Origin of the sequence: Micromonospora tulbaghiae, assembly GCF_900091605.1 — a bacterium.
GTDB lineage: Bacteria > Actinomycetota > Actinomycetes > Mycobacteriales > Micromonosporaceae > Micromonospora > Micromonospora tulbaghiae.
Window position 1 is genome coordinate 1 of record NZ_FMCQ01000005.1, and the last position, 13,670, is coordinate 13,670.

Consider the following 13,670-nt stretch of genomic DNA (forward strand, 5'->3'; position numbering starts at 1 on the left):
TCTTCCAGGACCCGTACGCGTCGTTGAACCCGCGGCACACGGTCGGGCGGATCGTGGCGATGCCGTTGCAGGTCAACGGGATCACCCCGCCCGGCGGCGTCAAACACCGCGTCCAGGAACTGCTGGAACTGGTCGGCCTGAACCCGGAGCACTACAACAGGTACCCGCACGAGTTCTCCGGCGGGCAACGCCAGCGCATCGGCATCGCCCGCGCCCTGGCATTGAAACCGAAACTGATCGTGGCCGACGAACCCGTCTCCGCGCTGGACGTGTCCATCCAGGCGCAGGTCATCAACCTGCTACGCGACCTGCAAAAAGATCTGGACCTGGCGTTCGTGTTCATCGCCCACGACCTCGCCGTCGTCCGGCACTTCTGCCACCGCGTCGCCGTCATGTACCTCGGCAAGATCGTCGAGATCGGCGACCGCGACACCATCTACACCCGCCCTCAGCACCCCTACACCCGAGCACTGCTGTCCGCCATCCCCGACGTCACCGCCCTCGGCCCCGCCGGACGCATCCGCCTCACCGGCGACGTCCCCACCCCACTCAACCCACCATCAGGCTGCCGCTTCCGCACCCGCTGCTGGAAAGCCACCGACCACTGCGCCAGCGAGGAGCCGGCGCTGGTCACGCGGGACGGCGGCGGGCAGCTCACCGCCTGCCACTACCCGGAGAGCGGACCGGTCGGCGTGCCGACCGGCGAACCCGTGGAGGTGTCGAAATGAGCCTGTCGCCGGTCGAGGGTGTGGCGCTCGCCGAGATCGAGTCCCCCGGGCAGGAGCCGGACGAGAAGAAGCGGCTGGTCGGCCGCTCACCCGGCCAGCTCGTCTGGGCCCGGCTGCGGCGCGACCGCACCGCCATGGTCAGCGGCATCGTGCTGGCCCTGTTCATCCTGGTGGCGGTGGCCGCCCCGCTGATCCAGCGGCTCTACGGCGTGTCGCCGAACCAGCAGTTCGGTGAGCTGCTGGACTCCACCGGCATGCCGCTGGGCTACGTGGGCGGCGTCAGCGGCGACCACTGGTTCGGGCTGGAACCGGGCCTGGGCCGGGACATCTTCATCCGGATGATCTACGGCATCCGGACGTCGCTGCTGATCGCGCTCGGCGCCGCGCTCGTCACCACGACGATCGGCGTGGTGCTCGGGATCGTCGCCGGCTTCCTGGGCGGCGTGGTCGACGCGGTGATCAGCTGGATCACCGACGTCGCGCTGGCGTTGCCGTTCCTCATCTTCGCGCTGGCCGTGGTGCCGACGTTCTCGCTGCGCTTCTACGGCCCCCGGGACGCGGTACCGACGTGGTTCGCGGTGACCACGCTGATCGTGGTCTTCGCCGCGTTCGGCTGGACCGGCACGGCCCGGCTCGTCCGGGGCCAGGTGGTCTCGCTGCGCGAGCGGGAGTTCGTGGAGGCGGCGCGGGCCAGCGGCGCCGGGCTCGGGCACATGCTGTTCCGGCAGTTGCTGCCGAACATCTGGGCCCCGATCCTGGTGGCGTTCTCGCTCGCGGTGCCGTCGTACGTCACGGGGGAGGCGGCGCTGTCCTTCCTCGGCGTCGGCCTGCCCGAGTCGGTGCCGAGCTTCGGCCGGATGATCTACCGGAGCATCGACTACCTGCAGACCGATCCGGCGTACGTCTTCTTCCCCGGCATCACCATCTTCGCGCTCGTGCTGGCGTTCAACCTCTTCGGCGACGCGCTGCGCGACGCGCTCGACCCGAAGTCGTCACGGTAGGGGGTTCGACGCCATGGTGCGGTTTCTGCTGAAGCGGCTGCTGCTCGCCGTCTCGGTGCTGCTGGCGGTGAGCATCGTCAGCTTCCTCATGTTCTTCGCGCTGCCCCGCGACCCGGTGACCGGCATGTGCCCGAAGAACTGCAACGCCGAGCGGCTGGAGCGGGTGCGCACGGAGCTGGGGCTCAACGACCCGAAGCCGACGCAGTACGTCAACTACATGAAGGGCATCTTTGTCGGCCGTGACCTGGGCAGCGCGCAGGGCGGCAAGTGCGAGGCGCCCTGCCTCGGCTACTCCTACGTGAACAGCGAGTCGGTGACCGACACGTTCGCCCGGGTGCTGCCGGTGACGTTGAACATCGTGCTCCCGGCGGCGGTGCTCTGGCTGGCGCTCGGGGTGGGACTCGGGATGATCTCGGCACTACGGCGGGGGTCGCTGCTCGACCGCATCTCGATCGGGTTGACGCTGACGTTCGCGTCGCTGCAGCTCTACTTCGTCGGCGCCGTCCTGCTGCTGATCTTCGTGTACTCGCTGAAGATCCTGCCGACACCCCGGTACGTGCCGTTCCTGGAGAACCCGGTGGAGTGGGCGCGCGGCCTGGTGCTGGCGTGGGTGACGCTCGCGCTGCTCTTCTCCGCGATCTACGCCCGGCTGTCCCGGGCGCAGATGCTGGAGACGCTCTCCGAGGACTTCGTCCGGACCGCGCGGGCCAAGGGCGTGGCGAAACGCAAGGTGTACGGGCGGCACGCGCTGCGCGCCGCGATCACGCCGATCGTGACGATCGCCGGCATCGACGTCGGCGCGGCGCTGGGCGGCACTGTCATCACCGAGACGACGTTCGGCATCCAAGGGCTGGGGCGCACGGCGGTGGAGGCGGTGCGCCAGGGCGACCTGCCGACCATCATGGCCACGGTCCTGGTGTCGGCGTTGTTCGTGGTGGTGGCGAACATCATTGTCGATCTGCTCTACGCGTTCATCGATCCCCGGGTGCGCCTCGGCTGACCCGGGCTTAGCCGGTGGTCGATCGTTGTGGCCCCGTTATCTGCTCGAAATTTACCGCGAGTGAAAGCTAGGCGAAGCTTTCCTTCATCGGACCCGAGGAGTTGAGTATGCGAGCAAGACTCGCCACCGCCGTGGGCGGCGCGATGGCACTGGTGGTCGCCCTCAGTGCGTGCAGCAAGAACACCGGCGACAGCGGCGACAGCGTGGACACGAACAAGCCCCGCAGCGGCGCCATCGCGACCGACCCGAAGGACTCGCTCGGCCCCGCGGCTGAGGTGCCCGGCGCGGCCAAGGGCGGGACCTTCTACATCCTGCGGGAGAGCAAGATCTCCCACCTGGACCCCCAGCGGGTCTACTCGTTCGCCGGCCTGATGGGCAGCCAGCTCTACGCCCGCTTCCTCACCACCTTCAAGGACGACGGCAAGGGCAACGTCACGCTGGTCGGCGACCTGGCCGAGACGCCCGGCAAGAACGTGAACAACGACTGCAAGGTCTGGGAGTTCACGATCAAGGAGGGCGTCAAGTTCGAGGACGGCCGTCCGATCACCTCCAAGGAGATCGCGTACGGCATCGCCCGCTCGTTCGACCCGGACCTGACCGGCGGCCCCACCTACCTGCAGGAGTGGCTGGCCGACACCCCGCAGTACGACACCAAGTGGGACTTCAAGAAGAACAAGACCTCGCTGCCGCCCGGCCTGACCACGCCGGACCCGCGCACGCTGCGCTTCGAGTTCAGCAAGCCCCGCTGCGACCTGCCGTTCGCGGTGTCGCTCCCGGCCACGGCGCCGCTGCCGCCGGACAAGGACACCGGCGTCAACCTGGACAACATGCCGTTCTCGTCCGGGCCGTACCGGTTCACCAAGATCCAGCCCGGCGTGGAGATGGTGCTGGAGCGCAACCCGAACTGGGACCCGGCCACCGACGCGGTGCGGCACGCGTACCCCGACAAGTTCGTCTGGACCCTTGGCCCGGACCAGAACACCCAGACCAACCGGGTCCTCGCCGGCACCGGCAACGACGCGGCGGCGGTGGCCAGCGGTGGCGTGCCGTCCGAACTGCTCGCGAAGATCACCGGTGACCCGGCGCTCAAGGCGCGGATGATCGTCGCCGCGACGCCGAACGTGTTCCGGCTGAGCATCAACACCACCCGCGTCACCGACCTGTCCGTGCGGCAGGCGATCAACTACGCGATCGACCGCAGCAGCATCACCAAGAACCTCGGCGGCCCGTACGGCGCCATGCCGCTGACCACGCTGCTGCCCCCGACCACGCTCGGGTACAAGAAGTTCGACGCGTACCCGGCCGGTGAGAGCGGCGACCCGGCGAAGGCGAAGGAGGCGCTGGGCGGCAAGCCGGTCAACCTGGTGCTCGGCACCGGGGACGAGACCTGGCAGCAGGAGACCGCCACCCAGGTCAAGAACGCGCTGGAGAAGGCCGGCTTCACGGTCACCGTCAAGCCGATCCCGGCCGACGGCTACCTCGACTTCGTGAAGAAGAAGGACAACCCGTGGGACATCTGGGTCGACTCCTGGGCGGCCGACTGGCCCAGCGGCGCCTCGGTCCTGCCGGTGCTCTTCGACGGTCGCGGCCTCAAGGCCGAGGGCAACAGCAACACCTCCCAGCTCAACAGCGAGGCGATCAACGCCGAGTTCGACCGCGTGCTCGCCCTCGACCCGGCCAAGCAGGCCGACGAGTGGAGCAAGCTGGACGAGAAGCTGATGAAGGAGTCGGCGCCCGCGGTGCCGCTCTACAACGAGGTGGTCTCCGTGGCCCACGGTGAGAAGGCCGGCGGCCTCTTCATCGGCAGCATCTTCGGCTGGCCCAGCTTCGTGAACGCGTACGTCAAGCAGTAGCCACACCCGTGGTTGACGGAAGGGCCCCTCGTCGAGGGGCCCTTCCTCACAGGTAGCGGCGCAGGAAGTCCAGCTCCAGCCGGAGCAGGCGCTCGGACACCCCACCGGCGGCCAGGTGGCTCGCGCCGGTGAGCGGCAGCACCGCGTGCGGGCGGCCGGTGGACAGCAGCGCGGCCGACAGCCGCAGCGTGTGCGCGGCGAGCACGTTGTCGTCGGCCAGGCCGTGCACCAGCAGCATCGGCCGGGCCTGCGCCGGGTCGCCGAGCGGCTCGGCGGCCAGTTCGACAAGCGAGTGGTGCGCGTAGACGTCCATCCCGTCGTCCGGCATGCCCAGGTAGCGCTCGCTGTAGGCGGTGTCGTACAGCGCCCAGTCGGTGACCGGCGCGCCGACGATCGCGCACTTGAACAACTCCGGATGGCGCAGCACCGCCAGCCCGGCCAGCCAGCCGCCGAACGACCAGCCGCGCACCGCCACCCGCTCCAGGTCCAGATCCGGGTGCTTGTCGGCGAGCGCGGTGAGCGCGTCCACCTGGTCGGTCAGGATGACGTCCGCGACCCGGCGGTGGATCGCCTTCTCGAACGACGGCGCGATGCCCGGGGTGCCCCGGTTGTCGATGGTGACCACAGCGAAGCCCTGCTCGGCCCACCACTGCCGTTCCAGCCAGACGCCGCGGGCGGCCACCACCTCCTGGTGGCCGGGCCCGCCGTAGACGTCCAGCAGCACCGGCAGCCGGGTGCCCTTGACGTGCTCGGCCGGGTACAGCACCGCGCTGGGCAGCCGCCGGTCGGTCACCCGGACCATCGTCGGCCGCGGCGCGTACGAGCAGGTGGCGGCGAACGAGCGCAGCTCGGCCACCTCGCGGTCGCCGTGCCACACCCGCCAGCGGACCCCGGCGTGCTCCAGCGAGGCGATGCCCACCGCCAGCGTCGACCCGCCGATCGAGGCCGTGTGCCAGCCCGGGTCGCTGCCCATCCGGCGGGCGTCCATGCCGCCGCCGATGGTGGTCCGCACCCGGTAGAGGTGGCGCTGGCTCGGCTCGCCCTCGCTCGCCTCGACCAGCAGGTCCGCCGCCGCGTTCGGGCCGTTCGGCAGCCGCCCGACCACCCGTCGCACGTACAGCGAGGGTGGGGTGAGCAGCGTGCCGTCGGCGAACAGGCAGCGCGCGTCGTACCCGTCGTGGGCCAGCTCGCCACCGACCAGCACCCGCCCGTCGGGCAGGTGCGCCGGGGTTCCCGGGATCGGCTCCACCCAGCGCGGATCGGCCAGCTCGGCGTGCACCTGCGTCTCCCCGGTGCGCGGGTCCACCGCGAGCACCAGGCCGTGCTGCTGCGAGCGGCGCAGCACGGTGATCAGCGGCCCGCCCTCGGCCCAGTCCACCGAACTCAGGTACGGATAGGTCTCCCGGTCCCAGTGCACGTCGACCCAGCCGCCGTCGAGGTCGAGCAGGTGCAGGCTGACCTCCGCGTTCGGCCCACCCGCCACGGGGTACGCGAGTGACGTCGGCGGGCTCGCCGGGTCGGCCGGGTCGTGCAGGTACCAGCGTTCCAGGCGGGACTCGTCGACCCGGGCGGCCAGCACGCTGCGGCCGTCCGGCGCCCACCAGTAACCCCGGTAGCGGTGGAACTCCTCGGCGGCGATGTGCTCGGCCAGGCCCCAGGTGACGCCGCTGTCCTCCCCGGCGAGCAGGTTGTCCGTACCGTCCGGCTCCACCACCCGCAACTGGCCCCGGCGCACATCCTCGGCGGCGTCGGTGACGTACGCCAGCCGCTCGCCGGCCGGGTCGGGCCGCGGGTCGATCACCGGCCCGGCGGCTGCCACCTCGACCACGTCGCCGTGCACCAGGTCGGCCCGGAACAGTCGTCCGGCCAGCGCGAACGCGGCGACCCGGCCGGCCGAGTCCAGCGCGTACGAGCCGATGCCGCCGGAGCTGAGCCGCAACCGCTCGCGCAGCGCCCGTTCACCGGGGGCGAGGCGGGCCGGCTCGGCGTCGGTGCCCAGCAGCACCGCCGGGTCCGCGACCAGTCGTTCCTCGCCGCTGTCGACGTCGAGCAGCCAGAGCGCGTCGGCCGGGTCCTCCGGTCCCGCGGAACGCAGGAAGATCACCCGGGCGCCGTCGCCCGCGACGGAGACGGCGCGCGGCGCCCCGTGGCTGAACCGACGGGTACGGGCGGCCAGCTCGGGAAAGTCCACGCCTGCAGAGTAGGCGGGTGCCGGGGGTGATGTGGCCGACCTGGGCGGACGCATCACCGTCGAGCGGGCAGGACCGCCGGTTAGAGTGACGGGCGTGACGACCCTGCCCGACCGACGCCTCCTGCTGGTCCACGCGCATCCCGACGACGAGTCGATCGGCACCGGCGCGACGATGGCGCACTACGCCGCCACCGGCGCCCACGTCACGCTCGTCACCTGCACGCTGGGCGAGGAGGGCGAGATCCACGTCCCGGCGCTGGCCCAGCTCTGCGCGGCCGAGGCGGACCAGCTCGGCGGCTACCGGATCGGCGAGCTGGCCGCCGCCTGCGCCGCGCTCGGCGTCACCGACCACCGGTTCCTCGGCGGCGCGGGCCGCTACCGCGACTCCGGGATGATGGGCCTGACCACCAACGAGCACCCGCGGGCGTTCTGGCAGGCCGACCTGGACGTCGCCGCCGGGTACCTGGTGGAGGTCATCCGCGAGGTCCGCCCCCAGGTGCTCGTCACCTACGACCCGGACGGCTTCTACGGCCACCCCGACCACATCCAGGCGCACCGGGTGGCGATGCGGGCGGTGGAGCTGGCCGCGGCCGAGGGGATCGCCCCGGCGAAGGTCTACTGGACGGCCATGCCGCGCAGCGTGCTCGACGCGGGCCTGGAGACGTTCACCGAGTCCTCGGACAACCCGTTCGCCGGCATCGAGAGCGCCGACGAGCTGCCGTTCGGCACGCCGGACGCGGAGATCGCCGCCCGGATCGACGGGACCGACCAGCACGCCGCCAAGGAGGCGGCGATGCGCGCCCACGCCACCCAGATCCCGGCCAACTCCTGGCTCTACTCGATCGCCGGCAACTTCGGCGGCGAGTTCATGGGCGTCGAGTACTACACGCTCGCGGTCGGCGAGAAGGGCCCGGGCGCCGGCCCGTACGGCTGGGAGGACGACCTCTTCGCCGGGATCGCCCTGGACGGCACGCACCGGTCCCCGGTCGCGGCGGCCGGTCTCCGGTGACGCTGCCGGCCGTACCCGTGTCGACCCTCCCCGAGCAGCCGCCGACGGCCGCGACGCCGAGCCCGGCGGAGCGGATGCTCGACCGCGCGCTGCGGGTGGCCGGCGGCGTCGTGACGGTCTGGGCCGGCGTCCTGCTGGCGCTGCTCGACCTGATCTTCGCGACCTGGGCCTGGGAGACCGTGCAGGGCCGCTCCGGCGGGCTGCGGGCGCTTCTCGGGGTCGGCCTGGTGGCCGCCGGGGTCGTCGCCGTGGTGGCGACGACGGTGCTGCTGGGCCGGTTCGCCCACCGCTCGACGGGTACGCGCTGGGCGGTGGTGCTCGGCGCGCTGCCGTGGTTCCTGGTGATCGTGGTGGGGGGTTTCCGGACCGTCGAGGGCGATCTGGCGCTCGCCGGTGACAACGTGCTCGGCCTCGCGTTGATCGTGGCCGGCGCGGTCACGTTCGCGGTACTGGGCTTCCGGCACCTGGTGACACCACCGGACGCACGGTGAGGTGCTGACGCCGCACAGCTCGCGGTGGTAGACATTCCTGCCAAGAGGCCCGCCGAGGGAGCGGGCGGTACGGCTGGAGGCGTGCGATGACTCAGCGGTGGCGTGCGGTAGGCGTGCTGGCGGCCGCGTTGTTCGGGGTGAACGTGGTGGCCCGGCTGGTCATCAGATTCGCGTTCCCGGACGACGACACCGCCTCCGGCCGCGTCTCGCTCGCCATGTTCCTGGTCATCGGGCTGATCCTGGCCGGCACCGCGTTCCGGTGGGGCGCCGACCGGCCGCTGGGCCGCTGGGCCGGCGAGCTGGCCGTCGCGGTCGCGGTCGCGCTGGCGCTCACCGTGTTCGTCGGCCCGCTGGTGGTCGGGGAGAACCCGTTCGGTGGCGGCGCCGGCCTCTTCTTCGCCCAGATCTGGCTCTATCTCGCGGCCACCGCGGCGGGCGTGCTGGTCGGTTACCTGATCCTGACCGCGCTGGGCCGGGACTACCGGTCCCGCCAGCTCAAGCGGTACGCCGAGATGAAGCGCACCCGGCCCCGCAAGATCGTCCGGCGCTGACCGGAGCGCCGCTCAGGCCGCCGGGGCGACCCGGGTCAGGTAGGTGTGGTGGGTGGTGAAGCCGAGCCCTCGGTAGAGCGCCACAGCGCCGGTGTTGCTCTGTTCGACCTGGAGGAACGCGTGGGTGGCGCCCTCGCCGGCGCCCCACCCGGCCAGTGCGCGTACGACAGCGACCGCGAGCCCTCGGCGGCGCGCCTGCGGCACCGTCTCCAGCAGGCTGACACCGAGCCAGCGGCCCTCGCCGGTCACCGTGCCCCGCCCGACCGCGAGCAGTCGGCCGTCTTCGCGCAGCTCGGCGAAGCGGACCCGGGGCGTCCCGGTGAGCACCTGCCGGGCGGCGTCCGGCAGCCCGCCCTTGCGGCCGGCGGCGATCGCCAGCCAGTCGTCGGCCGGAGCATCCGCCAGCGTCACCGGCGGCACGTCGGTGGCCGGTGCCGCGGTGGCCGGCGGCGCCGTCAGGGTGCGCAGCGGGACGGTCTGCACCAGCACCGGGGGCCGGGACGTCCAGCCGCGCGCGTCCAGCTCCGCGCCCACCGGGGCGGCCAGCGGCAGCGGGGTGTTCACCAGCGCGGGCCCGCCGCGCTCGGCGTACCAGCGCTGCACCGCGTCCAGCGCGGCGGGCAGCGGGCGGTCCGGGTCGCCGACCGGCAGCGCGCTGTTCGCCCGCCCGGTCCAGCCGTCGGCCCAGCGCAGCCGCCAGTCGCCGAGCCGTCCGCGTACCGGTGCGGGCCACGCCTCGTCGGCGGCCAGCTCCAGCGCGACCACGGCGGCGGCGGTGGGCCGGCGGGCCGGTGGCACCCGCTTTGCCCGGTGCACCTCGGCCACCGGTACGCGCAGCGGCCCGGCGTCGGTGGACAGGGTGATGTGGGTCTCGCTCAGCTCCACGAGCTCGCCGAGCGCGTCGGAGAACAGCGTGCGGCCCTCGCGAATCCCCACAATCCGGCGGACCACGATCCGGTGTCCCACGTCCTGCTGTCGGAGCACGATCGACCCCCTCCCCGGCGAGATACTAGGCTCTTACCGTTGCGGTTGATCGCGACGAGTCTTGCGGAGGAGAAGACCGGTGACCTACATCATCGCCGAGCCGTGCGTGGATGTGCTCGACAAGGCATGCATCGAGGAGTGCCCGGTCGACTGCATCTACGAGGGCAACCGGATGCTCTACATCCACCCCGACGAGTGCGTCGACTGTGGTGCCTGTGAGCCGGTCTGCCCGGTGGAAGCGATCTTCTACGAGGACGACGTCCCGGAGCAGTGGAAGGACTACACCGGGGCCAACTACGAGTTCTTCGAGGAACTGGGCTCGCCCGGTGGCGCCTCGAAGATCGGCAAGGTGGAGAAGGACGCCACCTTCGTCGCCGCGCAGCCGCCGCGCGGCGAGGGCCACTGAACCGGCGCACGCCGGTCTCGGCACGGCTGCCCGACTTCACCTGGGACACCCTGGACGCCGCGGCCGCCACGGCCGCGGCGCACCCGGACGGTCTCATCAACCTGTCGATGGGCACGCCGGTCGACCCGGTGCCAGACCTGATCCGGCAGGCCCTGGCCGACGCGTCCAACGCGCCGGGCTACCCGCTCACCGCCGGTACGCCCGCCCTGCGGAACGCGATCGCGGCCTGGGTCGCGCGGGCCTGCGGCGCGGGCGTCGACGGGCTGGGCGTGCTGCCCACGATCGGCTCCAAGGAGCTGGTGGCCTGGCTGCCCACGCTGCTCGGGCTCGGCCCCGGTGACGTGGTCGTGGTGCCGTCGGTCGCCTACCCGACCTACGAGGACGGGGCCCGGCTCGCCGGCGCGACGACGGTACGCACCGACTCGCTGACCGCGCTGGGCCCGGATCCCCGGGTCCGCCTGGTCTGGGTCAACTCGCCGGGCAACCCGACCGGCCGCGTGCTGCCCGCCGCCCACCTGCGCAAGGTGGTCGAGTGGGCGCGCGAGCGCGGCGCCGTGGTCGCCAGCGACGAGTGCTACCTGCCGTTGGGCTGGGACGCCGAGCCAGTCTCGGTGCTCTCGCCGCAGGTGTGCGGCGGCTCGTACGACGGCGTGCTGGCGGTGCACTCGCTGTCCAAGCGTTCCAACCTGGCCGGCTACCGGGCCGGGTTCGTCGCCGGTGACCCGGCGCTGGTGGCCGAGCTGCTCAAGATCCGCAAGCACGCGGGCCTGATCGTGCCGGCGCCGGTGCAGGCCGCCATGGTGGCCGCGCTCGGCGACCAGGAGCACGCCGACGCTCAGCGGGAGCGCTACCGCGCCCGGCGGGAGAAGCTGCGCGAGGCGTTCACCGGCGCCGGCTTCACAGTCGAGCACTCGGAGGCCGGGCTCTACCTGTGGCTCACCCGGGACGAGGACTGCTGGGAGACGGTGGACCGGCTGGCCCGCCGGGGCATCCTGGTGGCCGCCGGTGTCTTCTACGGCCCGGCCGGCGCCCGGCACGTCCGGGTGGCCCTCACCGAGTCCGACGAGCACGTGGACGCGGTGGCCGGGCGGCTCGCCGGGGTATGACGTGGCGGGCGGGCTGGCGCGGGCGGCGGTGGTCGGCACCGGGCTGATCGGCGGTTCGGTGCTGCTGCGGCTGCGCGACGCCGGGCTCGACGTCGCCGGCTGGGATCCCGATCCGGCGGCCCGCCGGCAGGTACGTGACCGGGGCGTCGACGCTCCCGGCACCGTCGAGGAGGCGGTCACCGGCCGGGACGTGGTGTTCCTGTGCGGCCCGCTGCCCACGCTGCCGACGACGCTGGCCCGGGTCGCCGCCGTGACCGACGACGGCTGCGTGCTGACCGACGTGGGCAGCGTCAAGGCCGAGGTGAGCACCGCCGCCACCGTCCAGGGGCTCGGGCATCGCTTCGTGCCGGGCCACCCGATGGCCGGCGCGGACCGGGCCGGAGCGGGCGCGGCCAGCCCGGAGCTGCTCGACGGCGCCGCCTGGGTGCTCTGCCCGGGGCCGACCGGCCTGAGCGCGTTCCGGCGGCTGGCGGTGCTGCTGGTGGACGTCTTCCACGCCCGGGTGGTGCCCATGTCCGCCCCGGAGCACGACGGCGCCGCCGCGCTCGCCTCGCACGTACCGCACGTGCTGGCCGGCGCGCTGGCCGGGACCGTGCACCGGTCGGCGCTGCGGGACGCGGTGCTGACGCTCGCCGCCGGCAGCTTCTCCGACGGCACCCGGGTCGCCGGCGGGCCGCCCGAGCGGACCGCGAACATGCTGCTCGGCAACCGGGACCGAGTGCTCGCCGAACTGGACGCGCTCGGCGCGTTCCTGGACGAGCTGACCGTTGCGCTGCGCGGTGGCGACGCCGGCGCGCTGGCCGACCGGTTCGCCGAGGGGCGGGACGTCCGCTCCACGCTGCGGGCTCGTACGTTCACCGCACACCGGCGGGAGTTCCCGGCCGCCGCCGACCACGCTGGCGAGCTGGCGTACCTGCGGGAGCTGGGCGCGGCGGGCGGCCACCTGAGCGAGGTCCGGGAGGCGGCCGGCGCGGTCACCTACATGGGGCACCTGCCGGCCACCCCGCCGTTAGGCTGAGCGGCATGGCGGACGCACCGGTCGTGGCGGTACGCGGTGAGGCTTACCGGGAGGTGGCTCCCGAGCTGGCCCGTTTCACGGTGACGGCGACGGCGCGGGACCGGGACCGGGAGACCACGCTGACGCGGCTGGCCGAACGGGCCGCCGCGGTGCGCGCGCTGCTCGACGCGGCCGAGCCGGCCGTGGAGCGCCGGGAGACCGGCCAGGTCCACGTCTGGCCGGTGACGAAGCGCTCCGGCGACCGGGTGGTGGCCTATCAGGGCAGCGTGAGCACCACTGTGACGACCACCGACTTCACGGCGCTCGGTGACCTGATGCTCCGCCTGGCCGACCAGGAGCAGGTCGAGGTGGCCGGGCCGGTGTGGTCGCTGCGGCCGGACAGCCCGGCCTACCGCGAGGTGCGGCACGCCGCCATCGCCGACGCGCTGGTCCGGGCCCGGGAGTACGCCGAGGCGCTCGGCGCCCGGGTGATCGCGTTGCGCGAGCTGTCCGACACCGGGATGAGCGCCGGCCCGCCGATGATGGTCAAGGCGGCGTACGCGCGCTCCGGCGAACAACCGGAGTTCGAGCTGGAACTGGACCCGGCGCCGCAGCCGGTGCAGGCGGCGGTCGAGGCGCGGTTCACCATCAGCGAGCCGGTGCTGGGCTGATGCCACAGGCGGAAGTACTCCCGCTCGACGAGCTGGTCGCCCGGGCGCGCGCGCTGGCCGAGGACGGCCCGCGTCAGCTGCTCGGCATCGCAGGCGCGCCGGGGGCGGGCAAGTCCACACTGGCGGAACGGATCGTGGCCGCGCTCGGCCCGGTCGCCCGGCTGGTCCCGATGGACGGCTTCCACCTGGCCGGGTCGGCGCTGGAACGGCTCGGCCGGGCCGACCGCAAGGGCGCGCCGGACACGTTCGACGTCAACGGCTTCGTCTCCGTGCTGCGCCGGTTGCGCCGGCTGGAGCCGACGTCGGTGTGGGCACCGGAGTTCCGCCGCGACCTGGAGGAGCCGGTCGCCGGGGCGATCGAGGTGCCGCCCGAGGTGCGCCTGGTCGTCACCGAGGGCAACTACCTGCTGCTGCGGGACGACCCGTGGGAGGAGGTGCGCACGCTCGTACACCAGATCTGGTTCCTCGACCTGGACGCGGAGCTGCGGCTGCGCCGGCTCAGCGCCCGCCACGAGTCGTACGGGAAGTCGCCCGAGCAGGCCCGTGCCTGGGCGCTCGGCAGCGACGAGGAGAACGCGCGGCGGGTCGCCGGCACGGCCGCGCACGCCGACCTGGTGGTACGCCTGGCCGACCCGCCGCGGGCGTGACGCCGGGCGTCACCGGCCGACCCGCCGTCGCAGTG

At 72.9% G+C, this 13,670-nt stretch carries 13 protein-coding genes and 2 pseudogenes; 13 read left to right on the forward strand and 2 right to left on the reverse strand.

The window, feature by feature from the left end:
• The 4 genes from GA0070562_RS16010 to GA0070562_RS16025 form a co-directional block, all read left to right on the forward strand.
• Positions 1-728, forward strand: a 728-nt coding sequence (locus GA0070562_RS16010) for an ABC transporter ATP-binding protein (protein WP_091422096.1), incomplete at its 5' end; no start/stop codon positions are given.
• Complete coding sequence (locus GA0070562_RS16015; protein WP_091422099.1) at positions 725-1,729, forward strand: ABC transporter permease; 1,005 nt, start codon at positions 725-727, stop codon at positions 1,727-1,729. The genes GA0070562_RS16010 and GA0070562_RS16015, both read left to right, overlap by 4 nt.
• 13 nt (positions 1,730-1,742) lie before the next feature.
• A complete protein-coding gene (locus tag GA0070562_RS16020; RefSeq protein WP_091422104.1) occupies positions 1,743-2,729 on the forward strand; it encodes an ABC transporter permease in 987 nt (328 codons plus the stop codon).
• Positions 2,730-2,836: 107 nt separating this feature from the next.
• Positions 2,837-4,582, forward strand: a complete 1,746-nt coding sequence (locus tag GA0070562_RS16025) for an ABC transporter substrate-binding protein (RefSeq protein ID WP_091422106.1) — start codon at positions 2,837-2,839, stop codon at positions 4,580-4,582.
• A gap of 46 nt (positions 4,583-4,628) precedes the next feature.
• On the opposite strand, the gene GA0070562_RS16030 is transcribed toward GA0070562_RS16025, so the two are convergent.
• Positions 4,629-6,773 carry a prolyl oligopeptidase family serine peptidase gene (locus GA0070562_RS16030; protein ID WP_091422110.1) on the reverse strand — a complete coding sequence of 715 codons (2,145 nt, stop codon included), beginning with the start codon at positions 6,771-6,773 and terminating at the stop codon, positions 4,629-4,631.
• An 85-nt stretch (positions 6,774-6,858) separates the two neighbouring features.
• Here GA0070562_RS16030 and mshB point away from each other — a divergent pair, with 85 nt between their 5' ends.
• The 3 genes from mshB to GA0070562_RS16045 all read left to right on the forward strand — a co-directional run bounded on the left by mshB (position 6,859) and on the right by GA0070562_RS16045 (position 8,824).
• Positions 6,859-7,782, forward strand: coding sequence for an N-acetyl-1-D-myo-inositol-2-amino-2-deoxy-alpha-D-glucopyranoside deacetylase (gene mshB / locus GA0070562_RS16035; protein ID WP_175438760.1), 924 nt, complete (start codon positions 6,859-6,861; stop codon positions 7,780-7,782).
• Positions 7,779-8,273 carry a hypothetical protein gene (locus GA0070562_RS16040; protein ID WP_091422117.1) on the forward strand — a complete coding sequence of 165 codons (495 nt, stop codon included), beginning with the start codon at positions 7,779-7,781 and terminating at the stop codon, positions 8,271-8,273. The genes mshB and GA0070562_RS16040 overlap by 4 nt, the downstream gene beginning before the upstream one ends.
• 86 nt (positions 8,274-8,359) lie before the next feature.
• Positions 8,360-8,824: a hypothetical protein gene (locus GA0070562_RS16045; protein WP_091422119.1), complete on the forward strand. Its 465-nt coding sequence runs from the start codon at positions 8,360-8,362 to the stop codon at positions 8,822-8,824.
• A 12-nt stretch (positions 8,825-8,836) separates the two neighbouring features.
• On the opposite strand, the gene GA0070562_RS16050 is transcribed toward GA0070562_RS16045, so the two are convergent.
• A complete protein-coding gene (locus tag GA0070562_RS16050) occupies positions 8,837-9,808 on the reverse strand; it encodes a GNAT family N-acetyltransferase (RefSeq protein WP_091422122.1) in 972 nt (323 codons plus the stop codon).
• Between the two features lie 79 nt (positions 9,809-9,887).
• Between GA0070562_RS16050 and fdxA the strand changes: the two genes are divergently transcribed.
• From fdxA to GA0070562_RS16075, 6 genes and pseudogenes are all read left to right on the forward strand, one after another.
• Positions 9,888-10,214: a ferredoxin gene (gene fdxA / locus GA0070562_RS16055; RefSeq protein ID WP_091422126.1), complete on the forward strand. Its 327-nt coding sequence runs from the start codon at positions 9,888-9,890 to the stop codon at positions 10,212-10,214.
• Positions 10,211-11,320, forward strand: coding sequence for a succinyldiaminopimelate transaminase (dapC, locus tag GA0070562_RS16060; protein ID WP_091423223.1), 1,110 nt, complete (start codon positions 10,211-10,213; stop codon positions 11,318-11,320). The genes fdxA and dapC overlap by 4 nt, the downstream gene beginning before the upstream one ends.
• Before the next feature lies 1 nt (position 11,321).
• Positions 11,322-12,338 (forward strand): prephenate dehydrogenase, encoded by a 1,017-nt coding sequence (locus tag GA0070562_RS16065; protein ID WP_091422129.1) that lies wholly within the window; start codon positions 11,322-11,324, stop codon positions 12,336-12,338.
• A gap of 5 nt (positions 12,339-12,343) precedes the next feature.
• Positions 12,344-12,901, forward strand: a pseudogene (locus GA0070562_RS16070) (SIMPL domain-containing protein); the annotation flags it as partial.
• A gap of 3 nt (positions 12,902-12,904) precedes the next feature.
• Positions 12,905-12,988 (forward strand): annotated as a pseudogene (locus tag GA0070562_RS31035) (SIMPL domain-containing protein); the annotation flags it as partial.
• Positions 12,988-13,635, forward strand: coding sequence for a nucleoside/nucleotide kinase family protein (locus tag GA0070562_RS16075; RefSeq protein WP_091422132.1), 648 nt, complete (start codon positions 12,988-12,990; stop codon positions 13,633-13,635). The pseudogene GA0070562_RS31035 and the gene GA0070562_RS16075, both read left to right, overlap by 1 nt.
• Positions 13,636-13,670 lie beyond the last annotated feature (35 nt).

What these genes read in the sequence shown, in the direction of transcription:
- GA0070562_RS16015 (WP_091422099.1), top strand. Translation starts at nt 725, where the DNA reads ATGAGCCTGTCGCCGGTCGAGGGTGTGGCGCTCGCCGAGATCGAGTCC.
- GA0070562_RS16020 (WP_091422104.1), top strand. Translation starts at nt 1,743, where the DNA reads ATGGTGCGGTTTCTGCTGAAGCGGCTGCTGCTCGCCGTCTCGGTGCTG.
- GA0070562_RS16025 (WP_091422106.1), top strand. Translation starts at nt 2,837, where the DNA reads ATGCGAGCAAGACTCGCCACCGCCGTGGGCGGCGCGATGGCACTGGTG.
- GA0070562_RS16045 (WP_091422119.1), top strand. Translation starts at nt 8,360, where the DNA reads ATGACTCAGCGGTGGCGTGCGGTAGGCGTGCTGGCGGCCGCGTTGTTC.
- GA0070562_RS16075 (WP_091422132.1), top strand. Translation starts at nt 12,988, where the DNA reads ATGCCACAGGCGGAAGTACTCCCGCTCGACGAGCTGGTCGCCCGGGCG.